This is a genomic window from Micromonospora sp. CPCC 206061, from assembly GCF_036906915.1.
Lineage (GTDB): Bacteria > Actinomycetota > Actinomycetes > Mycobacteriales > Micromonosporaceae > Phytohabitans.
This window is the reverse complement of the sequence record NZ_JBAKHX010000023.1, coordinates 26,941-50,548: the sequence shown is the minus strand read 5'-3', so window position 1 is coordinate 50,548 and position 23,608 is coordinate 26,941. Positions and strand designations below refer to the sequence as shown.

Sequence of the window (23,608 nt, the reverse complement as noted above, 5' to 3'; positions counted from 1 at the left end):
GTCAGTAACTGACTTTGCGACCCGCCGTACTTGTGTTACATGCGACATCATCCCCTGTCGTTGCCTTAACCGTCGTTGACCTGTGTACGAGGATGTCCACGTGATCGAAGACACATCCGGGCTGGCGCGTATGCGTCGGGAGTACACGCAGGTGAAGGGGCTTACAGAAGACGATCTCGCCGCTGACTGGGTGACGCAGTTCGCACGATGGTTCGCCGATGCGGTCGCCGCCGCGCTGCCCGAACCCAACGCCATGGTGGTCGGCACCGCCGACGCCGAGGGGCGCCCCAGCGCGCGCACGGTGCTGCTGAAGGGGTACGACGAGCGGGGGCTGGTCTTCTACACCAACTACGAGTCGCGCAAGGGCAGCGAGGTGCGCGCCAACCCGTACGCGAGCCTGGTCTTTCCGTGGTTTCCCATGCATCGGCAGGTGGTCGTCGCCGGCTCGGTGGCCCCGGTCAGTGCCGAGGAGACCGCGGCGTACTTCGCCACCCGCCCGCGCGAGGCGCAGCTTGGCGCCTGGGCGAGCCCGCAGTCGCGGGTGGTGGCCGACCGTGCGACCCTCGACGGCCTGCTGCGCGCGGTCGGAGAGCGTTTTCCGGACGAGGTGCCGCCGCCGCCGCACTGGGGCGGCCTGCGTGTGACGCCTCACACGGTGGAGTTCTGGCAGGGCCGGACGGGTCGCTTGCATGATCGTCTCCGATACCGCCGCACCGGCGAGGGAGTGTGGATGATCGAGCGGCTCGCCCCTTGAGGGAGCTGTCCAGCGCTCGCCGGTTGGCGCGGCAGCTGCGTCGCCGGCCCGCTCACCGCGGGCCTCATCCTCGCCGCTTGGGGCACCGATGCCGGGGTGTCGGTGGCCTTTGCGATCGACATCGTCGCCATGGTGCTCGCGATGCCGAAGACGCTCTTTCCGGAGGCGGCGCAGGAGCGCTTCGGCGGCGGGGCCGCGGCGGGCTGGCTGTTCAACGCGATCGCGATCGGCTCGGTGCTCGGCGGGCTCACGTCCGGCTGGACCAGCCGGGTACTGCGGCAGGGGCGGGTGCTGGTCGCGGCGGTGATCGCCTGGGGTCTCGCGGTCGCGGCGGCTGTGCTGGCCTTGGCGCTGGCAATGGCTTTTCCCGCGCTACTGCGCTACCAGATAAGGTCCCCGCATGGATAACCAGCGGGGCGGCCCTGCACCGCTCTCCGGCGCACAGTGGACGATCAATTCGGGCGGCCACGAGGCCGTGCTGGTCGAGATCGGCGGCGGGCTGCGGGCGTACCGGGCGGACGGCATCGACTACGTCGATGGGTACGGGGCGGACGAGCTGCCGATCGGCTGCGCGGGCCAGATCCTGGCGCCGTGGCCCAACCGCATCCGCGACGGCCGGTACACGTTCGAGGGCGAGCCGCAGCAGCTGTCGCTGACCGAGCCGCAGCGGCACAACGCGATCCACGGGCTGGTCAGCTGGCAGCCGTGGCGCGTGGCCGAGCAGACCGCCGACGCGGTCACGCTGGAGTGCCCGATGCCGGCCCAGCCCGGGTACCCCTGGCCGTTGCTCGTGCGCACCACCTGGCGGGTCGGCGATGGCGGCCTGCGTGCCGAGCAGGAGATCACGAACGTGGGCCACAAGTCGTGCCCGATCGGGTTCTCGGTGCACCCGTACCTGAGCCTGCCCGGGGTGCGCGTCGACGACATGGTGCTGAAGGTGCCCGCGCGCAGCCGGCTGCTCGTCGACTCTCGGCTGCTGCCGATCGGCGCGGCCAAGGTCGCCGGCACCAGATACGACTTCACCGAGCCGAAGCGGATCGGCGCGGGCGTGCTCGACACGGCGTTCGGCGACGTGGAGCGAGACGCCGACGGTGGCTCCCGGGTCGAGCTGTCCACTGTGGATGGCCAGCATTCGGTCTCGGTCTGGGCCGACGAGCACTTCGGCTGGTGGCAGGTCTTCACGAGCGACACGCTGGCCGGTGACCGGCTGCGTCGCTCGATCGCGATCGAGCCGATGACGTGCCCGCCGGACGCGTTCCGTTCGGGCCGCGACCTCACCGTGCTGGAGCCTGGGCAGACCTGGCGGGCCAGTTGGGGCATCACGCCGGGCGGTCGCTAGGTGGAGTTCGCCGACGTCGTCCGCGCGCGGCGGATGGTGCGGAACTACGACCCGGACCGTCCGGTGCCACCCGAGGTGGTCGAACGGTTGCTGGCGCACGCCATCCAGGCCCCTTCGGCGGGGTTCTCGCAGGGCTGGGGATTCCTGGTGCTGTCGGACGCCGCCGACCGGGACGCGTTCTGGGCCGCCACCACCCCTGCCGGTGCTCCGGAAACCCGGTGGTTGGCCGGGATGCGGCGAGCACCGCTGATCGTGGTTCCGCACTCGAACAAATCGGTCTATCTGGACAGGTACGCCGAGCCCGACAAGGGTTGGACCGACCGCGACGAGTCCCGCTGGCCCGTGCCGTACTGGCACATCGACGCCGGGTTCGCGTCGCTGCTTGTCCTGCTCACGGCGGTCGACGAGGGCTTGGGGGCATGCTTCTTCGGCATCCCGCCCGACCGGATCGCGGCGTATCGGGATACGTTCGGGGTGCCCGCGGACTACACGCCGATCGGCGCGATCACGGTCGGATATCCCGCACCGGACCGCCGGTCGCCGTCGTTGAAGCGGGGACGTCGCCCCGTGGACCAGGTGGTGCACAGGGGCAGGTGGCTGGCCAGCGTGCCAGAAAACTGACATCCGGGAACAAACCGCGATGTCGGCAGCGGTCGCTAGGCTGGCACCCGGTCGACAACGGGACAGTGGTGCGACGACATGGGAGGGGAGCGTGCCGTCGTGATCTTCAAAGCGGTTCGGGACGGGCGTCCGTACCCCGAGCACGGGCTCACCTTGAAACAGTGGGCCGAGATCCCACCGCGGCCGATCCGGATCGACCAGCTGATCACCACCAAGCGTGAGCTCGCCCTCGACAAGCTGCTGGCCGAAGACTCCACGTTCTACGGCGACCTGTTTCCCCATGTGGTGCAGTGGAACGGTGGGCTGTACCTCGAAGACGGGCTGCACCGGGCGCTGCGCGCGGCACTCCAGCAGCGCAACCAGATCCACGCCCGGGTCCTGGTCCTGACCTGACATGGCTAACGCACCCCGCACCGCACCGCTCGATCTGATCGACGTCGACTCCCTGCACAGCGACGAGGAGCGGCAGATCCGCTCCGTCGTGCGCCGGGTGGTCGACGACCGGGTGCGCCCGCACGTGGCGCAGTGGTACGAGGAGGGCCGGGTGCCGGCCCGCGAGCTGGCCCTGGAGTTCGGCAAGCTCGGCCTGCTCGGCATGCACCTGACCGGATACGGATGCGCCGGCGCGTCCGCGGTCGCGTACGGGCTGGCCTGCATGGAGTTGGAGGCGGGCGACTCGGGTGTCCGGTCGCTGGTCTCGGTGCAGGGTTCGCTCGCGATGTACGCGATCTGGCGGTTCGGCAGCGACGAGCAGAAGCAGCGGTGGCTGCCCCGCATGGCGACTGGCGAGGCGGTCGGCTGCTTCGGGCTCACCGAGCCCGACCACGGCTCCGACCCGGCCTCCATGACGACGAGGGCCCGCCGGTCGGGCGACGACTGGCTGCTGAGCGGCACCAAAATGTGGATCACCAACGCGCCCATCGCCGACGTGGCCGTGATCTGGGCCAGGGTCGACGACCGGGTCGCCGGTTTCGTCGTACCAATGGACACGCCCGGTGTGACGGCGCGCGAGATCCGGCACAAGCTGTCGCTGCGCGCGTCCTCGACCGGTGAGATCACGCTCGATGACGCGCGCCTGCCAGCATCCGCCCGGCTGCCAGAGGCGGCCGGCCTCAAAGCGCCGCTGAGCTGCCTTACCGAGGCGCGCCAGGGCATCACGTGGGGCGCGCTCGGCGTGGCGCGCGACTGCCTGCACACGGCGATCGAGTACGCCACGAGCCGTGAGCAGTTCGGGCGGCCGATCGCGGCGTTCCAGCTCACCCAGGCCAAGCTCGCCGACATGGCGGTCGAGCTGCACAAGGGGTACCTGCTCGCGCTGCACCTGAGCCGCCTGGCGGACGCCGGCACGCTGCGCCCCGAGCAGGTCAGCGTGGGCAAGCTCAACAACGTGCGCGAGGCGCTGGCGATCGCCCGGCAGTGCCGCACGATCCTCGGCGCCAACGGCATCAGCGGCGAGTATCCGGTGCTGCGACACGCCAACAACCTGGAGAGCGTGCTGACCTACGAGGGCACGTCGGAGATCCACCAGCTGGTGATCGGCCAGCACCTGACGGGCCTCGCCGCTTTCGCCTGAAGATCATCCTGCGGGTGTCGTACGGTGGCCTTACCGTTGCTCTTAGGTACCAGTCTCAAGAGGACGGTGATCCGGGGATGACGCACCCGACCAGCGAGTTTCCCCAAGTGACCGACGACGAGCTCGGCGACGACCAGGCGCCGGTCCAGGCTCCACGCCGAGGGCGTGGCCTCTTCTGGCTCGCCGTTGCCGTCGGTCTGGTCGTCGCGCTGGTGCTCAGCGTGCAGGCCGTAGGCCTGTGGCCGAGCTGGCGCAATCCGTTCACCGAGGAAAAGACCGATCGCAGCCAGCCGCCGCTGCTCCAGTCGATCCAAGACCTGAGCCGCTACGTGGCCGCGGAGGGCAACTTCCAGGTGGTCATCGACCTGCAGAAAGACCGCAAATACGTGCCGGACTTCCTGGTCAATGAGCGCACGCTCTTCGTCGGCGCCGGCAGCGTCGACGCGTACGTCGACTTCGGCAAGATCGGCGACGGGGCCGTGGTGGCGTCCGCCGACGGCACGTCCGTCCAGGTCACGCTGCCCGCGCCGCAGCTCAGCGAGGCGCGCCTCGACCTGGAAAACAGCTACGTCTTCGCCGAGCAGCGCGGCTTGATCAACCGCATCGGCGAGGTGTTCGGCGGCGACCCCAACCGCCAGCAGGAGGTCTATCGGCTGGCGCAGGAGCGGATCACCACCGCCGCCCGTGACAGCGGGTTGGGTCAGCGTGCCCAGGAGAACACCCGGAAGATGCTGGAGGGGCTGCTGCGTTCTCTGGGTTACCAGACGATTACGGTTACCTATACGGCGTCGTAGCCGGTGCGTGCCCGCGGTCGTACGCCACCCGCTATCCTTCTGCGGGTGGCGTACCACCGGGTGGGATTCGACAGGTCAGACCACCCGCGCCACGCCGCTTGCGTAAAGTGCGCCTTGTAGGGTGCGTCGCTTCCGTCACCGCCTGATTCACCTGGGAGAATGCCTGTGGCTGGCACCGTGGCCAGAGACGAGATCGAGGTCACCGTCCTGCTGCCCTGCCTCAACGAGGCAGAGACGCTGGAGGTGTGCGTCACGAAGGCGCTCCGCGCCCTCAACGAGCTTGGCGTCGTCGGGGAGGTGCTGGTCAGCGACAACGGCTCGACCGACGGCTCCCAGGAGATCGCCACCAAGGCCGGCGCCCGCGTGTCGCACGCACCGATCCGTGGCTACGGCGGCGCGCTGCTCAACGGCATCGCCGAGGCTCGCGGCAAGTACATCATCATGGGCGATGCCGACGACTCGTACGATCTGTCCAACCTTGAGCCGTTCGTCCGGGAGCTGCGCGCCGGCCACGACGTGGTCATGGGCAACCGGTTCCGCGGCGGCATCGCGGCCGGCGCCATGCCGCCCCTGCACAAGTACCTGGGCAACCCGGTGCTCTCCTGGCTCGGAAGGCGCCTCTTCGGCCTTCGCAACGTCGGCGACTTCCACTGCGGCCTCCGCGGCTTCAACGCCGAGCGCATCCGCCAGCTCGGGCTCTGCATGCCCGGCATGGAGTTCGCGTCCGAGCTGGTCGTCCGCGCGGCGCTCAACAAGTACGACATCGTCGAGGTGCCGACCACCCTCCAGCCCGATGGCCGCAGCCGCCCGCCGCACCTGCGCACCTGGCGCGACGGTTGGCGTCACCTGCGCTTCCTACTGGTGTTCGCGCCCCGTAAGACGCTCATCTGGCCCGGCGCGATCATGTTCGTCCTGGGTCTGATCGGCACCGGCATCCTTACCGTCGGCCCGCTGAGCGTCGCTGGCGTCGGCTTCGACATCAACACGCTCGTCTACACCTGCCTCGCCATGCTCGTCGGCGCCCAACTGTTGCTGTTCGGCGTGTTCGCGCTGATATACGGGCACAACGAAGGCATCACCAACGACAAGCAGGCCGACCGCTGGACCCGGCTGATCCGGTTCGAGACTTGCACGGCCGCCGGCATCGTGATGATCCTGATCGGCCTCGCGGGCAGCATCCTGGCGTTCTCGGCGTGGGGTTCACGCGGCTTCGGCGCGCAGGACCTCGGCGAGGCGCTCCGCGTCGTGCTGCCGTCGTCCACCGCTATCGGGCTCGGCGTGATGGTGCTCTTCGCCGGCCTGTTCTCCAGCCTGCTCAGCTTGCGCCGCGTGCACGCTCCCGTGACCTCCGGCCAGCAGGCCGACGACGAATACGCGGCTACCGGCGCCTGACGCCCGGATGCCGGACGACGACGGGGGAGTGTCGGGCGACATGGCGTTGCGCACCACGGACGAGGCCGTGTCACCGGCGGCTCCGCCAGCGGCTCCTCCCGCCTCTCCTCCGCCACCCCGGCGGCGGTGGCTGGCCTGGCTGTCCAACTCGGGCACCATCGCGGTGCTCGTGTGGCTGGTGGCCACCCCGGTGGCGTTCTTCGCGCCCAGCTACTTCAAGTACGACCCGTTCTCCTACATCGGGTACGCCATACCGCTGACCGCCGCGCTGATCCTGGCAGGGGCGCTCTTCCTGGTCGGGCTGCGCTGGACCGGTGAGCTGGTCGCTGGTGCCGCGGGTGGCCTGGCCGCCGCGTGGGTGGTGCTGCTCCTACGGACCTCGCTCTATGGCACGCCGTTCGGGTTCGGCGGCGTGGCCGGCGACATGATGCGCATGTCAGCGATCGTCACGCACTACACCACCACGACGAAGCCGTCCGACCCGATTCCGGGGTTGGTGTCGGAGTACCCGCCGCTCTACGCGTGGCTGATCGGGCGTGGCGCGGTCGTGTTCGACACGCAGGCCTGGCGGCTGCTCGCCGACGCCGAGGTGCTCATCACGTCGGCCGCGGTGCTCGTGGCGTTCCTGCTGTGGCGGCGCCACGTCGGCCCTTGGGTCGCCCTCGCTATCTCCGCCCTGGCGTTCGTCACCTGGGCGGATCCGCGCAAGGCGTTCGAGGTCATCACCCTTTCGATCTTTGTGCCGTGGGCGCTGGAGACGTTCGGCAAGCCGCCGAAGGCGCGGATGCACTGGCTGCTCTCGGGCCTGCTCGGTGGCCTGATGATCGTGGTCTACCAGGCGTGGATCATCTACTCGGTCTTCGCGATCGTGGCGCTGATCGTGGTGACCTTCCGCGCCGAGACCGACCGCAAGGCGTACATCCGCCGCCTCGTGCTGATGTCGTTGGTCGCGTTCGCGGTCTCTGCCTGGTACGTCATCCCGTACGCGTGGGCGATGCTGACCCAGAACGGCGAGCTGGTCTCCGACCTCTTCGTCTCCGCCGGGATCAACGAAAACCTGTTCCCGTTCCTGGAGCTCACCCCGCTCGGCCTGCTCCAGCTTGTCGGCCTCGCCGGCCTGCTGTTCTTCTACCGCTCCACGTGGTGGGCCAAGCCAATCCTGTTCCTGGTGCTCGGCGTGTACGCCTACCGGGTGATCAACATGGTGCGCTTCGTCTTCACCGAGCACACCTTCTTCCTGCACTACACCGTCCGGCTCTACACCGTGCTGCTCGCCATCGCCGGAGTGCTCACGGTCGCGCACGCCGTGCCGATCATCCTGCGGCGGCTGCGGCTCACCGCGCCGCGCGCCGCCGGTGCCGCCGCGCTCGCCGTCGCCCTTGCCTGGTCCGCCAGCTTCTACACCGAAGAGTGGATGCCCAAGGAAAACGCCGAGCTGTACACCGGGCAGCGGTACGCCTGGGACGCGCACAACGAGCCCTTGCCCAATGGCGAGTACCCGGTGTTCGCTCCCACCGACAACCGGCGGCGCTGGTTTCCGATCGACCCCATCAAGAAGGCCGTCGCTGACGCCCGCGGTCCCGACGCGCGCCTGGTCACGCTGACCGTCGACGAACGGCTCTTCTCATATCTGCCCTGGCCCGCCTACGTGGCGATCCCGGTCGAAGGGGCGGGGTCGCTCTCGCGCTGGCCCGAACGCCGTGCCGAAGTGACCCGCCTGTCGGAGACCACCGATCCCGAGGCGTTCGCCGCCGCCTCCGCAAACACGAAGTTCGGCCCCATCGACGTCTTCGTGTTGCGGAAGCGGGCCAACGGCTGGCAGTGGGACAACCTGCGGTTCCAGCGCGAGCAGTTCTCCACCGAGCACTGGACGGTCGTCGACGACCTGCCCGAAGACGTCGTGGTCTGCGTCCGCAAGCCCTAGCCAGCACGCGCCGCCGCAGACGGCACCAAGCGGCGGGAGCGAGTGCCATCCGGCACGGCTAACGCGCGGTGGCGTAGCGGTCCTCGCTCGGCAGGACGATCCACAGCGCGATGTAGATGAGGAACTGCGGCCCCGGCAGCAGGCACGACACCAGGAAGATCAGGCGCATCATCCCGGCCGACATGCCAAAGCGGCGCGCGAGACCGGCACACACGCCGGCGATCATGCGGTTGTCGCGAGGTCGGACGAGCTTGCGACTCATGGTCGTCAACTCCTTGACGTCGGGCGGCGGGGTGTTCGCCGCGGCTGTTTCCACCGTACGAACGGCGTGCCGCCCCGCCCTCGGCCGCGAGGCGTATTACACCTCCCCGTACCCGTAGGGCACGTCCCGTACGCCCGACCCGCATGCCGACTCCCGCCCTGATCACGACGAGGGTGCTGCGGTGGGTTTAGGCGTTAACACCCGGGATTAACCGGCTGCTAACCTAAGCCGCGTCAAGGCGGTCCGCGTCGACAGCTCCGCTGGGCCATGCACCGCCAGCGGCGCCCAGCGCTGACGCGCGGCGGTGTATTCCTCTGATTTTTGATGAACGGGAGGCGCCCGTGACGTCGAGTGTCGTCGCGGTGTGGTCGCATCGCAACGCGCTGCGCCTGCTCGTTCGACGTGATCTGGCGGTCAAGTACCAGCAGTCTGTCCTGGGCTACCTGTGGTCGCTGATTGAGCCGCTCGCGATGGGTTTGATCTACTGGTTCGTCTTCGGTGTCCTTTACAACACCGGTCACCACCTGGGCGCCGCCAAGGACTCGTACCCGCTCTTCCTCATAACCGGCATCTTCGCCTGGATGTGGACGAACTCGGCCATTTCCGAGGCGACCAGCGCGCTCACCGGCCAGGCCCGGCTGATCACCACGATGAAGGTGCCGCGCGAGGTCTTCCCGATCGGCCGGGTGATCGGTCGCTTCGCGGAATATGTCGCCGGGCTGCCGATCCTGGTGATTCTGGCGATCATTTTCGGCGAGTTCAAGCTGCGCTGGTCGATGCTCGCGCTGCCGCTGGCCATTCTGATCCAGGCGGCGCTGCTGGTCGGCGTCTCGCTGCTGCTCTCCTCGCTCAACGTGCTGCTGCGCGATGTCGAGCGGTTCATGCGGCTGCTGACCCGGGTGCTGTTCTACGCGACGCCGATCATCTACCCGCTCGCGCTGGTGCAGAATTCGTCGATGCCCGGTTGGGTGAAGTGGCTGTACGACCTGAATCCGCTGGTCGGGATCTTCCAGCTGCATCACGCGGTGTGGTACCCGGCTGAGTTCGACCTGCGCTTGACGATCATCGCCGCGGTGGGCAGCCTGGTGTCCCTGCTCATCGGCTGGTGGGTCTTCCGTAACCTTGAGCCGGCCGTTCTGAAGGAGCTCTGAGGGGGGCCGTGTCCCAGCCCATTATCGAGGCCCGTGATCTCGGCATCCGGTTCGTGAGAAACCGGCGCCGGCAGTTGCGGCTGCGCGAGATGATCATCCACCGCGGTGGCCGGCAGCCGCGCGGTGACGAGTTCTGGCCGCTGCGGCACGTGACGTACGACGTACAGCCGGGCGAAGCGATCGGTGTCATCGGGCGCAACGGCACCGGCAAGAGCACGATGCTCCGGCTGATCGCGGGTGTGCTGATCCCCGACGAGGGCTCGATCAAGGTACGGGGTGCGGTGGCGCCGCTGCTGGAGCTGTCGGCGGGGTTCTCCAACGACCTCACCGGTCGCGAAAACGTGCACCTCGTCGGGTCGCTGCACGGGCTCACGCCCAACGAGTTGAAGCGGAAGTTCAGCGAGATCATCGCGTTCGCCGGCGACCAGGTCGAAAAGGCCATCGACACGCCAGTGCGGCACTATTCGTCCGGCATGAAGGTGCGGCTCGGCTTCTCGATCATCTCGCAGCTCGCGCACCCGATCCTGTTGGTCGACGAGGTGCTGGCGGTGGGCGACGCGGAGTTCCGCAAGAAGTGCTACGCGACCATGGAACGGCTGCTGGCCGAGGGTCGCACGCTAGTGCTGGTCTCCCACAACGAAGGTGACCTGACCCGGTTCTGCAAGCGCGGACTGTACTTCGACGGCGGTCTTCTCAAGATCGACGGTACGGTCACCGAGGCCCTCGGCGCGTACAACGCGGGCGCCCGTCGCTGATGCTTGGAGTAGTCGTCGGCGAACGGCCGGAACTCGCTGATCAGCTCCGCGCCGCGGGTGCCCGTGACGCGGTCAACGTCACCGACCTCGACGGGTTGGCAAAGGTGGCCAGCGCCGCCGAGGAGCCGTTGCTGCTGTGCGCCGACGACGTGGTGGCGCACACCGCGGTATTCAGGCATCTCGCGACGAGTCCGGTCGGGCCGACCGTGGCCCTGTTGCTCCCGGAAGGCGCCGCCGACGTGCGCGAGGAGCGCGGCCGGCTGGTGCCGGGCCCGCCGACCGCCGCCTTCGGTGGCGCTCTCCGCGTGGGCGCCGATGACCTTCCCGCCCTGGTCGCGGCCGCGCGAGGGGCGACGCCGGGCGGGCTCGACGCGCTGCCCGCGGCCCTGTTCGGCACCGGGACCACGATTTTCACCCAGCGGGTACGCCTGCTCGTGGCGACCCGGGCCAGTACGCCGTCCGATCGGGCGGCCGCCGAGGCCAAGGTGGCCGCGGTCGACTCCGACACCGCCGAGCTGCGCCTCGCGGTCAAGGAGAAAGACGACTTCTTCGCCACGTACTTCGTGAGCACCTGGTCGCCGTGGCTGACCCGCTGGTCGGCCCGGCTGGGGCTCGGACCGAGCGCGGTCACGGCGATCTCGGTCGCGTTCGCGGTCGCCGCGGCGGCACTCTTCGCCGCGGGTGGCCGGCCCGCGCTCGTGGCCGGCGCGGTGCTGCTCTACCTGGGCTTCGTGCTGGACTGCGTCGACGGCCAGGTGGCGCGGTACACGCGGCACTTCAGCGCGTTCGGCGGCTGGCTGGACACAATGGCCGACCGCGCCAAGGAGTACGTCGTCTATGCGGGTCTGGCGATCGGGGCGACCCGGACCGACCTCGGCGACGGCTGGGCACTGGCGATCGCCGCGCTGACCCTGCAGACCGTGCGGCACAAGACCGACACCTGGTACGGCGCCCTCCACGACGAGGCGGCGTCACGCTCGGCGGCGGCAACTGGGCGGCTCAGCTCGCTCTCCAACCGGGTGCAGGCCGACCAGGGCTCGATCGCGTACTGGCTCAAGCGCACGGTCGTCTTTCCCATCGGCGAGCGGTGGGCGGTCCTGGCGCTCGCGGCGGCGCTGTTCGATCAGCGGGTGGCGCTGCTGGCGGTGCTCGCGTGGGGCGGGCTCGCGGCCGCGTACACCCTGCTTCTGCGCACGATGCGAGCGCGCGCGATGCGCGTGCCGGTGCTGGCGACGGTCAACACGACCCGCTATCGCGACGACGGCGTGCCGGCCCGGTTCCTCGGCCGGCGGTCCATCCCGCCGCTGGCGGCGGCCGTCGTGGCCGCGCTCGGCGCGGCCGCCCTGCTACTGGTCCCGGATGAGATCAACAGGTGGAGCGTGCTCGCCGCGGCCGTGGCGCTCGTGCTGGTGGCCGGGCTGCCCGCTGCCGCGCCGCACGAGGGCGCGCTCGACTGGCTGGTGCCGGCCGCCCTGCGGGCCGTCGAGTTCCTCTTCGTGATCGCGGTCGGCGCGGCGTTCGAGGTGCCGCGGTCGCTCGTGTACGGCCTGCTGATGGTGCTGGCGCTGCACCACTATGACCTGACGGCCCGGCTGGAGAAGCGGCTCGGCGCACCACCGCTGCACTGGCTCAGCCTCGGCTGGGACGGGCGGATGCTGGTCCTGGCGATCGGAGCCGCTTCCGGCTTCGCCACCGTCGTGTTTGGCGCATTAACGACGTACCTCGCCGTGGTGTTGCTGTCAGATGTCGTACGAACCTGGGCCCTTCCCGGAAGATCGGGACAGCCTTCTCGATAGGCTGTGTTCACCACCGGTTCCCGTGGCGGCTACGAAGGACGCGATACATGACCCTGCTCAGCCTCGTCATTCCCGTCTACCGGGTGCAGGGCTACCTGCGCGAGTGCCTGGACTCGATCCTCGATCAGACGTTCACCGACATTGAGGTGATCGCGATCGACGACTGCTCGCCCGACAGCAGCGGTGAGATCCTGGCCGAATACGCCGCCCGCGATCCACGGCTGCGGGTGATCACACAGGAGACTAACCAGGGGCAGGGCCCGGCTCGCAACCTCGGTGTGGCGGAGGCCACCGGCGAGTACGTGTGGTTCGTCGACAGCGACGACTGGCTGGCGCCGGAATCGCTGCGCTCGATCGCCAATCGCCTGCGCGCCACCGACGCCGACGTGCTGATCGTCGATCACGCCAAGGTCTCGTGGGAGGGCAAGTTCCGGCCGAGCTGGATCGGTCGCCGGTTCCACCTGGCGCCGAAGGTCTTCGCGCTGCATGAGTGGCCGGAGACCATCGAGATCCTCCACGTACCGTGGAACAAGATCGTTCGCCGGTCGCTGCTCAACAAGGTGGGCTTCCAGTTCCGCTCCGGCTGGTACGAGGATGTGCCCTACACGTACGAGCTGCTGGCCGCCGCCGACCGGATCAGCCTGCTCGACAAGGTCTGCGTCTACTACCGCCAGCGCCGGCAGGGTGCGGCCACCAAGACGCTCAGCGACGGGCATTTCGCCATCTTCCCGAACTGGGCGCAGGTGTTCGAATCGCTCGACGACTCCTGGCCGGGCGCGGCCGAGCTGCGGCCGCTGCTGTTCCGCCGGATGATGTGGCACTTCCTGATGGTGCGCGGCAACGAGGAGCGCATCCCCCGCCACCTGCGCGGCAAGTTCTTCCAGGAGATGTACGACCACTACCACCGGTACCTGCCGGCGGGCGGCTACCCCGTGCCCGAGGGCATGGAAGGTGTCAAGCACCGGCTGGTCGCGAAGGGCCGGCAACGCACGTTCCATTCGATGCGGGTCGCCTACCGGCTGTACCAGAAGGTGCGCAAGAACGCGCGCACGGTGGTCAAGGCGGCCCGCGACCTCGTCTACGAGTCGTACTACCGGGCCGAGATGCTCCTGCCGATGGACCGGAAGCTGGCCGTCTACGCCGCCTACTGGTACCGCGGGATGTCGTGCAACCCCGCCGCCGTCTACGAGAAGGGCCGCGAGCTCGCGCCGGACGTGCGGGGCGTCTGGGTGGTCCGTCGCGACAAGGCCGACACGATGCCGCAGGGCGTCGACTACGTGGTGGCCGGCACGATGAAGTACTACCGCACACTGGCTCGCGCCCGCTGGATGATCAACAACGTGAACTGGCCGGACTTCGTGCGGAAGCGGCCCGGCGCGGTGCACGTGATGACCCACCACGGCACGCCGCTCAAGGTGATGGGCGTCGACCAGCGGGCCTACATGGGCGGCGTCGAAGACCCGGACTTCGAGGCGCAGATGGCGCGCGCCGACCGCTGGGACTTCAGCGTCACCGCCAACACGTTCACCACGCAGATGTGGGAACGGGCGTACCCGTGCGACTACCAGACGCTGGAGACCGGGTACCCGCGCAACGACCGGCTGGTCAAGGCCACGCCCGACGAGGTCGCCCAGTTGCGGCGCAAGCTCGGCATCGCGCCGGGCGAGAAGGTCGTGCTGTACGCGCCGACGCACCGCGAGCACCGGCCCGGGTACGCGCCGCCGTTCGACGTCGACGAGTTCGTCGAGGCGATGGGGCCGAACACCCGGCTGCTGGTGCGCAGCCACTACTTCCGCGACCGTCAGGGCGGGCCGTTCGCCGCTGGCGGGCGCGAGCGGGTGCAGGACATGTCCGCGTACCCGTCGGTCGAGGAGCTGTACCTCGTCTCCGACGTGCTGGTCACCGACTACTCCTCTGTCATGTTCGACTATGGCGTGCTCGACCGGCCGATCGTCATCTACGCGCCCGACTGGTTGCAGTACAAGCTGGTCCGCGGCGTGTACTTCGACGTAACCGAGGAGCCGCCGGGCGCGGTGGCGCTGACCTTCCCCGACCTGCTCGACGTCTTCCGGTCGGGCTCGTACGAGAGCGACGCGGCGGCCAAGGCGCGGGCCGACTTCCGGCGGCGCTTCTGCCACCGCGACGACGGTCACGCCTCCGAGCACGTCGTGCGACGCGTCCTCCTCGGCGAGCGCTGAGTACATGTGGGGCCACTTTCTGTGGTCCCACTGTGCCAATTGTTAAGCGCTTTCGTGTGCCGCTATTCCGTGCTGGGTACCTGGTCAATCGGGTAGAGCCGTCTGAACTGGACGGTAATCACCTGTTACACCAGCAACATGGCACGTTTACCCGATGGGCTAGAGCCGTAACGCTCGTCACAGTTACCTATTCGGGGGCCGGCAACGATGCTGCGGGGAGGTGACGGTGACCACCGTCGCGCTCAAAGACGTCACGAAGGTGTTTCCCGACGGAACGGTAGCGGTCGACAACGTCAACCTCGACGTCAACGACGGCGAGTTCATGGTGCTCCTCGGGCCGTCAGGTTGCGGCAAATCGACCGTTCTGCGCATGGTAGCCGGCCTCGAAGATCCCACCAGCGGAGCCATACTACTCGATGGCGAACTGGCTAACGATCTTCCGCCACGCGACAGGCGGATCGCCATGGTGTTCCAGGACTTCGCTCTGTACCCGCACATGACCGTCGGCGACAACATCGGGTTTCCGCTCCGCCTCTCCGGCGTCGAGCAGGGCCCCCGCGGTGAGCGGGTCGCCGACGTGGCGAGCGCTCTCGGCATCGGCGACGTGCTCGCCCGCAAGCCCAACCAGCTCTCCGGCGGCCAGCGCCAGCGCGTCGCGATGGGCCGCGCGATCGTCCGCCGGCCGGGCCTCTTCCTCATGGACGAGCCACTGTCCAACCTCGACAGCGGCCTGCGCGCCGAGCTGCGCGCCGAGATCTCCGGCCTGGTGCGCGAGCTGGGCGTCAGCACCATCTACGTGACGCACGACCAGGCCGAGGCGCTGACCATGGCCGACCGCGTGGCCATCCTGCGGCGGGGCGTGCTGCAGGACGTCGGCACACCCACCCAGGTGTACGGGCGACCCGCGACCCTCTACGTCGCAGCGTTCCTGGGCAGCCCGCGGATGAACCTGCTCGAAGCCTCCGTCTATGTGCACCTCGACCGGTACGTCGCCCTCAACTTCGGCGAGCAGGCGCTCTACCTGCCATGGGACGACATCCGGGCGCGCGCGGTCGCGCACTACCACGGTGAGCGGATCATCGTGGGCATGCGGGCCGAGGCGCTCACCCCGGTGGTACCCGGCACGCCGGGCGATGTGCTCCAGGGCCGCATCCGGTATCTCGAACACCATGGCCACGAGTCGCTGGCGTTTCTCGACATCGGCGCCACGGCCATCGTGGTCGACGACATAGGCGGCGCGGCGTCCGAGCCCACGAGCGGGTCCAGCCGGTTCCGCCGCTTCGGCCACGTCGTGCAGCGATTGACCGGGCGTGGCGAGCCGCGCGCACGCAGCGATGAGGCGTCCGGCAGCACCAGCGTGCTCAGCGACCCCGGACGCCACCACCGCCGTCCGGCGGAACTGGCGGTCCGGCTGGCGCCGTATCCGGCGGTGTCATCGGGGCATCCTCTTGCTATTTCGGTACGTATGGACGCCTTGCACTTCTTCGATGAGCGCGGCGACCGCATCGATGTGGGGTGGCGCTAGCCCGCCCGGTGCTCTACCGTCTCCGACACTGTCCTGACGGAAAGGACCTTTCCTGTGTCGGCCAACGGTTCCGGAGTACTGGTCATCGAGCGCATCCTGCGCGACCGGCAGAGCATCTGGCAGCAGATCGTCGCCGAGCGCGACCTCAACAGCCTCACGGTCAACATGTTGGCCAGCTCGGCCATCGCCCTTGCCGCGTACGGCGCGGTGCTCGGCTCGTTCCACAGTGTACTGATGGCGGTCACGTCAGCCGTCAAGCTTCCGCTGCTCTTCCTCGTCACGCTCGCGATCTGCCTGCCGACTCTGTACCTGTTCAACCTGGTCTTCGGCGCCCGGCTTTCGGTGCGGCAGTCGCTCGCGCTGGTGATGACGGCGATTACAGTCACCGCGATGCTGGCATTGGCGTTCGCGCCGATCAGCCTCTTCTTCCTGATCACAGCACCGGACTACGGCTTCTTCAAGCTGCTCAACGTCGCGATCCTCACGCTGTCGGCGTTGGTGGGGCTGCGGTTCCTGACCGGCGGCATGCAGGTGCTCAACGAGGCCGGCCTGTTGAAGCCCGCGGCTCCTGCCCCGGCGGCACCCGTCGAGTCCGTGCCCGAGCCGGCGCTCGTCGCGGTCGCGGCCAACGGTGACAGCGCGTCCACAGTGGCCGCTCCGACGCCCGTCGCGGCGCTGCCGGTGGCTCCGCCGCCGCCCCAGTTCCAGTCGTACGCGCCCCGCCCCCAGCGGCCCGCGGGCGAGCAGCGGCCGGCGAGCATGACGCTGCTGTACATCTGGATCCTGCTGTTCGGCTTCGTGGGCACGCAGCTCGCGTGGACGCTGCGGCCGTTCTTCGGCAACCCGGGGCAGGAGTTCGCCCTGTTCCGCAGCATCGAGGGCAACTTCTACGCCGAAATCATCCGCACCATCGCCCACCTGTAACCCCGCCCGCCCCCGCCCGCCCGCCCCGCCGCCCCGGCCCAGCCGGGCCGCCCTCTTCCGTCGATCAAGGGCAAACGCACGTGGTTTGATCTCGGATCCGCGTGCGTTCGTCTTTGATCGACGGACTTGCCCTTGATCGATGGCCGCGCGATCGGCGTGGCCGCGCTGGCATGGTGTCCGCCCGTCCCGGCGAGCTGCGACGAACCACGACGGACCGCGCTACGGCCCGACGCGATGGGCGAGGTTGCCGAGTCAAGGCTGAAATAGCGCCCGAACTCGGCGAGTTGTGCCCTGTCGCCGGGCGGAAGAGCGGGTTGGTCTGCGGCTCGCGGCCGGCGATTCGAGCGGAACTTCTGGCCCGACTCCAGCGGGCCCCCGAGACTGGGACTTGCCGCTGCCGCGCGGTCCGGACGGCGACGCGTCCGAGCCCGCGAGGCGCGTCACAGATCAAGGGACATCGCGTGGATCAAGGGCAAGTGCACGCGGTTTTGAGATCGAACCACGTGCATCTGCCCTTGATCGCCGAAATAGAGCGCGGAGGTGGGTAGGGGTGGCCCTGAATCCACCCTGAGGTCGGTGGTGAAGGGTGGACGCGGCGCCGATAGGTAGGGAAGCTACATGTAGAAGGTGGACCTATCGAGGAGGTTGTCGTGAAGCGGCGGCGGTGGACGGTCGTACTGGTGACCTTGGCCCTCGTGCTCCTCGCTTGCTGCGGGGGCGGGGCGGCGCTGGGCGGCTGGGCGTGGAGCCGCGCGAAGGTCGACACCGCTGGTGAGATCGACTTCGCGCACAAGCTGGCCATACCGCCGCTGGCCGAGTCGCGGGTCGACGATCAGGGTCGGCGGGTCTTCGACCTGCGGGCGCAGGAGGGCCGGCGAGACTTTGGCGAGGGTGGTGTCACCCGCACCTGGGGCTTCAACGGCGACTACCTCGGCCCCACGCTGCGGGCGAAGCGTGGCGAGAAGGTGCTGGTCAACGTCGTCAACGGCTTGGATGAGGAGACCAGCGTGCACTGGCACGGCATGCACCTGCCGGCTGTGATGGACGGCGGGCCGCACCAGTCGATCCGGCCGGGCGCGACGTGGTCGCCGACCTGGACGGTGAACCAGCCCGCCGCCTCCCTCTGGTATCACCCGCATCCACACGGGAAGACCGCGAAGCACGTCTACCGGGGGTTGGCCGGCATGTTCATCGTGGACGACGAGAACGGCGGCAACAAAGCGCTGCCCAACAGGTACGGCGTCGACGACATCCCGGTGATCGTGCAGGACCGCAAGTTCGACGACGGCGGCCAGTTCGCGGAGGGTGACAGCCTGGGCGGCGTCGGCGTGCTCGGGGACACGGTGCTGGTCAACGGCACGGTGGCGCCGTACCTCGACGTGTACACCGAGCGGGTCCGGCTGCGGCTGGTCAACGGCTCGAACGCCCGCACGTACGCATTTGGCGTGGTCGACGACCGTGAATTCGCGATGGTCGGCACGGACGGCGGCCTGCTGCCGGCGCCGATCGCCACCGACCGTGTGCGGCTGTCGCCGGGGGACCGGGCCGAGATCGTGGTCGCCATGCGGCCTGGTGAGCGGGTGACGCTGCGCAGCTTCCCGGAGGACCAGGGCACCGACTTCTTCAATCGGCGGTTCACCGGTGGCGGCGACACGCTCGATGTACTCGAATTGCGTGCCGCCGACGACCTGGAACCGTCGGCGGACCTGCCGGCGACGCTGGCGCCGTTCGAGCCGATCGACCCTGCGGGTGCCGTCGAGACCCGGCAATTCCGGCTCGCCGGGCGAAACATCAACGGTCAGAAGATGGATATGAGCCGGATCGACGCGGTGATCACGAAGGACACGACCGAGATCTGGGAGCTGACCAAGCTGGATGGGACGCCGCACAACTTTCACGTCCACGACGTGCAGTTCCAGGTCCTCTCGGTCGACGGGCAGCCGCCGTCCCCGGAATTTCAGGGATGGCAGGACACCGTCTTTTTGGAGCAGGGAAGCACGGTACGGATTGTTGCCCGATTTGCGGATTATGCTGATCCGGATATGCCGTATATGTTCCATTGTCACCTGCTCACCCATGAAGACGCCGGAATGATGGGCCAGTTCGTGGTGGTGGAGCCGGGGCAGGAGGCCGGGCGGCCGCCGACCGGTTCGAGCCACAATCACGGACAGTAATTGCGGCGAGCCGCACACGATGGCGGTTTCGGCGGGGGCTCAGCGGTTACTCTCTCCGTTGTGCTGGGCCTCCCCGAAGGCGTTACCGCCTGTCTGTTCGACCTGGACGGTGTGCTGACGCAGACCGCAAAGGTTCATAACTCCGCGTGGAAGGAGACATTCGACGCCTTCCTGAGCACTCGCTCAGCCGAGACCGGGGAGCCGTTCGTGCCGTTCGACCCCGGCAGTGATTACAACCGGTACGTCGATGGCCGCCCCCGTGCCGACGGTGTGCGCACGTTCCTCGGCTCCCGAGGGATCGTCCTGCCGGAGGGCACGCCCGACGACCCGCCGGAGGCGGAGACCGTCAACGGCGTCGGCAACCGGAAGAACGTCATTCTCCTGCGCCGCATCCGTGACGATGGCGTCCAGGTGTACGAGGGCTCGGTGGCGTACATGAAAGCGGCCCGCGCCGCCGGATTGCGCCGCGCAGTGGTCTCGGCAAGCGCCAATTGCCGCGATATTCTCACGGTTACGGGTCTCATTGGCGAGATCGAGGTCGTCGTCGATGGCATCGTTGCCCGACGCGACAACCTACGCGGCAAGCCGTACCCCGATACCTTCCTTGACGCGGCTAAGCTGCTCGGCGTCGCGCCCACGGCAGCGGCCGTATTCGAGGATGCACTGGCTGGAGTCGAGGCCGGGCGCGCCGGAGGCTTCGGTCACGTCATCGGCGTCGACCGCGTCGGCCAGGCCGACGATCTATACAAGCACGGCGCCCACGTCGTCGTGCGCGACCTCAGTGAGTTGCTGGAGACTTCATGATCCGTGAGCGGGCCTACCCGGTCGAGCCATGGCATGTCCGGGAGACCCGGCTCGACCTTGATGTGCTTGCCCAATCTGAATCGGTTTTCGCGCTGTCCAACGGGCACATCGGCCTGCGCGGCAACCTTGACGAGGGCGAGCCGCACGGTCTGCCGGGCACATATCTGAACTCGTTCTACGAGCTGCGGCCGCTGCCGTACGCCGAGGCCGGTTACGGCTTTCCGGAGTCCGGCCAGACCGTTGTGAACGTAACCAACGGCAAGCTGATCCGCCTGCTGGTCGACGACGAGCCCTTCGACGTGCGATACGGCGAGGTCCGTACGCACCAACGGGTGCTCGACATGCAGTCGGGGACGCTCGACCGCACGGTCGAATGGGTGTCGCCGGCTGGCCGGGCCGTCCGGGTGCACAGCACCCGGCTGGTGTCGTTCACCCAACGGGCGATCGCGGCGATCTGCTACGAGGTCGAGGCGGCCGACGACAAGCCGCTGCGGCTGATCCTCCAGTCCGAGCTCGTCGCCAACGAGGAGCTGCCGGCCACCCGGAAGGACCCTCGGGTCGCCGCGGTGCTCAAGGCCCCGCTCAAGGCCGAGGAGCACCTCTCGAACGGGTCCAGTGGGCTGCTGATCCACCGCACCAAGAAGAGCGGCCTGCGCATGGCCGCGGCCATGGACCACGTGGTCGACGGCGCCGAGAAGGTGTCGGTCAGCACGGAGGCGTACCCGGACTGGGCGCGCACCACCGTCGCCTGCCTGCTCCAGCCCGGCGAGAAGCTGCGGGTGGTCAAGCTGCTGGCGTACGGCTGGTCCAGCCGGCGCTCGCTGCCGGCGCTGCGCGACCAGGTCGGTGCGGCGATCGCCAGTGCTCGCTTCTCCGGCTGGGACGGCCTGCGTGACGAGCAGCGCAAGTTCCTGGACGCCTTCTGGGACGCCGCCGACGTGCGGCTGGAGGGTGACCCCGAGGTCCAGCAGGCGGTCCGGTTCGGCCTGTTCCACGTGCTCCAGGCCGGCGCCCGCGCGGAGCAGCGGCCGATCGCGGCCAAGGGCCTGACCGGGCCCGGGTACGACGGCCACGTCTTCTGGGACACCGAGACGTTCGTGCTTCCGGTACTGACGTACACCCAACCCGAGGCGGTCAAGCACGGCCTGCGATGGCGCCACGCCACCCTCGACCTCGCCCGCGAACGCGCCCGCACGCTCGGGCTCAAGGGCGCCGCCTTCCCCTGGCGCACCGTGCGCGGGCACGAGTGCTCCGGGTACTGGCCGGCGGGCACAGCCGGGTTCCACATCGGTGCCGACATCGCCGACGCGGTGATCCGGTACGTGACAGCCACCGGCGACTACGACTTCGAGCGCGAGGTCGGGTTGGAGATCCTGGTCGACACGGCACGGCTGTGGCGTTCGCTGGGACACCACGACCGGCACGGCATCTTCCACATCGACGGGGTCACCGGCCCAGACGAGTACACCGCCGTCGTCAACGACAACGTGTACACGAACCTGATGGCGCGGTGGAACCTGGTCGGCGCGGCGGATGCCGCGCTGCGCCACCCCGACCAGGCCCGCCGGCTGGGCGTCGACGAGGAAGAGGCCGCGTCGTGGCGCGACGCCGCCGCGGCCATGCACGTCCCGTACGACGAGGAGTTGGGCGTACACCAGCAGTGCGAGGGGTTCACCCGGCTGCAGGAGTGGGACTTCGCCGCGACCCCACCGACCGCCTACCCGCTCCTGCTCAATTACCCGTACTTCGACCTGTACCGCAAGCAGGTGCTCAAGCAGTCCGACATCGTGCTGGCCATGCACTGGCGGGGTGACGCGTTCACGCCTGAGCAGAAGGCGCGGAACTTCGCGTACTACGAGGCGCGCACGGTGCGGGACTCGTCCCTGTCCGTCTGCACCCAGGCGGTACTGGCGGCCGAGGTCGGCCACATGGAGCTCGCCCACGACTACCTGGGCGAGGCCGCGCTGATGGACCTGCACGACATCCACAACAACACCCGGGAGGGCCTGCACATGGCAGCGCTGGCCGGGGCGTGGATCGCGGTGGTCTGTGGGCTCGGCGGCATGCGCGACCACGGTGGTGCGCTGTCGTTCGCTCCACGGCTGCCGAGCCGGATCAGCAAGCTGGAGTTCTCGCTGCTGTGGCGGGGGCTGCGGGTGCGTGTCGACGTCGACCGCGACGAGGTGACGTACTCGCTGCGGGACGGCCACGACGGTGCCGAGCTGGAGCTGCTGCACCACGGCGAGGCCATCACGGTCACGTCGGACAAGCCGGTCGTCATGTCGGTGCCGCCGCTGCCTGCCGTGGGCCCGTCGCCGCGGCAGCCGTGGGGTCGCGCGCCGGCCCGCCGGACGCCCGAGAAGACGTCCTGAGAAGCGAGGGGCGGGGATCTCATCCCCGCCCCTCGAATCACAGCATCGACACGTGTATGTGGTTCGTATGGTCGCTGGACGGGTCGCCGCCGGAACCGCTGTAGTACTTCCAGCCGGTCGCCGGTGACCAGAACTGCCGGTACCAGATCACGTACATGACGCCGAGGCGGTCGGCGTTGCGCACGTAGAACGCGGCGAGGTTGTTGCCGTACGTCTTGTCGGCGCCCCTGGCGTCACCGCCGAAACTCCCGCGCTCCGAAGACCAGTCGCACGCCCGGCCCTTCGGATGCTCGTACGGACCGCCGGACCGGAAGCAGTTCACGAACCGTTCCTTGGCACCGGGGACCAGCCGTCGCGTCTCGTTGTACATGTGCAGCGTCCGGGCCGTGACGCAGCCGCTGCCGGGGTTGGTCGGGTCATTGACGTTGCATCCCTGCCCCGAGAACCCGCCATCGCTGTCGCGGGGCGCCGGCTTCGCCTTCGGCGAGGACGCGACCACAAAACCGCCGGTGGACTGTCCGCCGACCTGCTTGAGCGCGATCTCCGCTTCTTTCTTCTGCCTGGCCATGAGGCTCAGCTGCTTCTGCTGCTCGGCGAGTTCCACGTCGATTGCATCCTTGGCCCGCTTCGCCTGGTCGTGTGCCTCCTTGAGGGTGGCGATCTTCGCGTTGTCGCGCTGCGCGAGCAGGTCGAGCGTCATCGCTCGGTCCAGGAACAAGTCCGGTGAGGAGCTGTTGAGCAGCATGGAGACGACGCCGACCCGGCCGCTGCGGTACGAGGCGGACGCGATGAGCGCGACCTCGGGCTCCATCTCCTTGATCTTCGCCTCAGCCTTGGTGAGCTCGAGCTGGAGTTGGAGCTGGCGCTTCTGAGACTTGTCGACAGCCTGCTTCGCGTCGGCGTATCCCTGGCTGGCCCTGGCGATCACGTCGCGTATGAGCGGAGTGCCGCCCTCGTCGCCGGGCGCCGTAGGGGTTGGCGCGAGGCCAACTGGCGCGGCGGAAGCCGCGGAGCCGAGGCCGACCACGCTGGTGATGGCGACCACGGCAGCGATCAGTGCGACGCCCAGCGTCCAGCGCTGGCGGCGTACAGATGCCGTCATGCATGTTCCTTCCATCGGCCGCCTACCGAGTTAGCTGACGGGTTCGGGATGGAAGTGATCCCTACCGCTCGCGCGGATTCACCCCGGTGGAACTCTGGTTCCCCGGCTCGCCCATTCGGGCGATTAGGCGACGATCACCGCCGGCGCC

19 protein-coding genes, 1 pseudogene and 1 riboswitch are annotated in these 23,608 nt (G+C 68.7%); of the genes and pseudogenes, 18 read left to right on the top strand and 2 right to left on the bottom strand.

From position 1 onward, the window contains the following. Positions 1–130 precede the first annotated feature (130 nt). The 9 genes and pseudogenes from pdxH to V6V89_RS17845 all read left to right on the top strand — a co-directional run bounded on the left by pdxH (position 131) and on the right by V6V89_RS17845 (position 8,397). Positions 131–754 carry a pyridoxamine 5'-phosphate oxidase gene (pdxH, locus tag V6V89_RS17885; RefSeq protein WP_334620315.1) on the top strand — a complete coding sequence of 208 codons (624 nt, stop codon included), beginning with the start codon at positions 131–133 and terminating at the stop codon, positions 752–754. Positions 755–856: 102 nt separating this feature from the next. Continuing rightward, positions 857–1,108, top strand: a pseudogene (locus V6V89_RS17880) (MFS transporter); the annotation flags it as partial. Between the two features lie 46 nt (positions 1,109–1,154). Continuing rightward, on the top strand, positions 1,155–2,093 hold the full coding sequence (locus V6V89_RS17875) for an aldose 1-epimerase family protein (RefSeq protein ID WP_334620274.1): 939 nt from the start codon (positions 1,155–1,157) through the stop codon (positions 2,091–2,093). Next, a complete protein-coding gene (locus V6V89_RS17870) occupies positions 2,094–2,714 on the top strand; it encodes a nitroreductase family protein (protein ID WP_334620273.1) in 621 nt (206 codons plus the stop codon). 99 nt (positions 2,715–2,813) lie between these two features. Further along, positions 2,814–3,107: a type II toxin-antitoxin system VapB family antitoxin gene (locus V6V89_RS17865; protein ID WP_173077469.1), complete on the top strand. Its 294-nt coding sequence runs from the start codon at positions 2,814–2,816 to the stop codon at positions 3,105–3,107. A 1-nt stretch (position 3,108) separates the two neighbouring features. After that, the gene (locus V6V89_RS17860; RefSeq protein ID WP_334620272.1) at positions 3,109–4,287 is read left to right on the top strand and encodes an acyl-CoA dehydrogenase family protein; all 1,179 of its coding nucleotides are present in this window, start codon (positions 3,109–3,111) and stop codon (positions 4,285–4,287) included. A 77-nt stretch (positions 4,288–4,364) separates the two neighbouring features. Further along, on the top strand, positions 4,365–5,081 hold the full coding sequence (locus V6V89_RS17855; protein WP_334620271.1) for a DUF4230 domain-containing protein: 717 nt from the start codon (positions 4,365–4,367) through the stop codon (positions 5,079–5,081). Positions 5,082–5,246: 165 nt separating this feature from the next. Continuing rightward, positions 5,247–6,473, top strand: a complete 1,227-nt coding sequence (locus tag V6V89_RS17850) for a glycosyltransferase family 2 protein (protein ID WP_334620270.1) — start codon at positions 5,247–5,249, stop codon at positions 6,471–6,473. Between the two features lie 40 nt (positions 6,474–6,513). After that, positions 6,514–8,397: an arabinofuranosyltransferase gene (locus tag V6V89_RS17845; RefSeq protein WP_334620269.1), complete on the top strand. Its 1,884-nt coding sequence runs from the start codon at positions 6,514–6,516 to the stop codon at positions 8,395–8,397. Between the two features lie 58 nt (positions 8,398–8,455). Here the strand turns inward: V6V89_RS17845 and V6V89_RS17840 are convergent, their stop codons facing one another. Continuing rightward, complete coding sequence (locus V6V89_RS17840; RefSeq protein WP_334620267.1) at positions 8,456–8,659, bottom strand: PspC domain-containing protein; 204 nt, start codon at positions 8,657–8,659, stop codon at positions 8,456–8,458. Positions 8,660–9,000: 341 nt separating this feature from the next. Between V6V89_RS17840 and V6V89_RS17835 the strand changes: the two genes are divergently transcribed. The 9 genes from V6V89_RS17835 (at position 9,001) to V6V89_RS17795 (ending at position 22,358) form a co-directional block, all read left to right on the top strand. Continuing rightward, positions 9,001–9,810, top strand: a complete 810-nt coding sequence (locus V6V89_RS17835; protein WP_334620266.1) for an ABC transporter permease — start codon at positions 9,001–9,003, stop codon at positions 9,808–9,810. Positions 9,811–9,818: 8 nt separating this feature from the next. After that, the gene (locus V6V89_RS17830; RefSeq protein ID WP_334620264.1) at positions 9,819–10,565 is read left to right on the top strand and encodes an ABC transporter ATP-binding protein; all 747 of its coding nucleotides are present in this window, start codon (positions 9,819–9,821) and stop codon (positions 10,563–10,565) included. After that, complete coding sequence (locus V6V89_RS17825) at positions 10,565–12,361, top strand: DUF5941 domain-containing protein (RefSeq protein ID WP_334620263.1); 1,797 nt, start codon at positions 10,565–10,567, stop codon at positions 12,359–12,361. The genes V6V89_RS17830 and V6V89_RS17825 overlap by 1 nt, the downstream gene beginning before the upstream one ends. A gap of 47 nt (positions 12,362–12,408) precedes the next feature. After that, positions 12,409–14,559, top strand: coding sequence for a bifunctional glycosyltransferase/CDP-glycerol:glycerophosphate glycerophosphotransferase (locus tag V6V89_RS17820; protein ID WP_334620262.1), 2,151 nt, complete (start codon positions 12,409–12,411; stop codon positions 14,557–14,559). A 226-nt stretch (positions 14,560–14,785) separates the two neighbouring features. Beyond that, positions 14,786–16,084, top strand: coding sequence for an ABC transporter ATP-binding protein (locus V6V89_RS17815; RefSeq protein ID WP_334620261.1), 1,299 nt, complete (start codon positions 14,786–14,788; stop codon positions 16,082–16,084). Positions 16,085–16,138: 54 nt separating this feature from the next. Then, a complete protein-coding gene (locus tag V6V89_RS17810; RefSeq protein WP_334620260.1) occupies positions 16,139–17,008 on the top strand; it encodes a hypothetical protein in 870 nt (289 codons plus the stop codon). 650 nt (positions 17,009–17,658) lie between these two features. Continuing rightward, positions 17,659–19,182: a multicopper oxidase family protein gene (locus V6V89_RS17805; RefSeq protein ID WP_334620259.1), complete on the top strand. Its 1,524-nt coding sequence runs from the start codon at positions 17,659–17,661 to the stop codon at positions 19,180–19,182. A gap of 60 nt (positions 19,183–19,242) precedes the next feature. Next, entirely contained in the window at positions 19,243–19,986 is a 744-nt protein-coding gene (locus tag V6V89_RS17800) for an HAD family hydrolase (RefSeq protein WP_334620258.1), read from the top strand. Continuing rightward, positions 19,983–22,358, top strand: coding sequence for a glycoside hydrolase family 65 protein (locus V6V89_RS17795; RefSeq protein WP_334620257.1), 2,376 nt, complete (start codon positions 19,983–19,985; stop codon positions 22,356–22,358). Before V6V89_RS17800 ends, V6V89_RS17795 begins: the two co-directional genes overlap by 4 nt. Before the next feature lie 37 nt (positions 22,359–22,395). Here V6V89_RS17795 and V6V89_RS17790 read toward each other — a convergent pair whose 3' ends face one another. Further along, complete coding sequence (locus V6V89_RS17790; RefSeq protein ID WP_334620256.1) at positions 22,396–23,460, bottom strand: coiled-coil domain-containing protein; 1,065 nt, start codon at positions 23,458–23,460, stop codon at positions 22,396–22,398. 3 nt (positions 23,461–23,463) lie between these two features. Next, a riboswitch (cyclic di-AMP (ydaO/yuaA leader) is annotated at positions 23,464–23,600 on the bottom strand. Between the last annotated feature and the right edge of the window lie 8 nt (positions 23,601–23,608).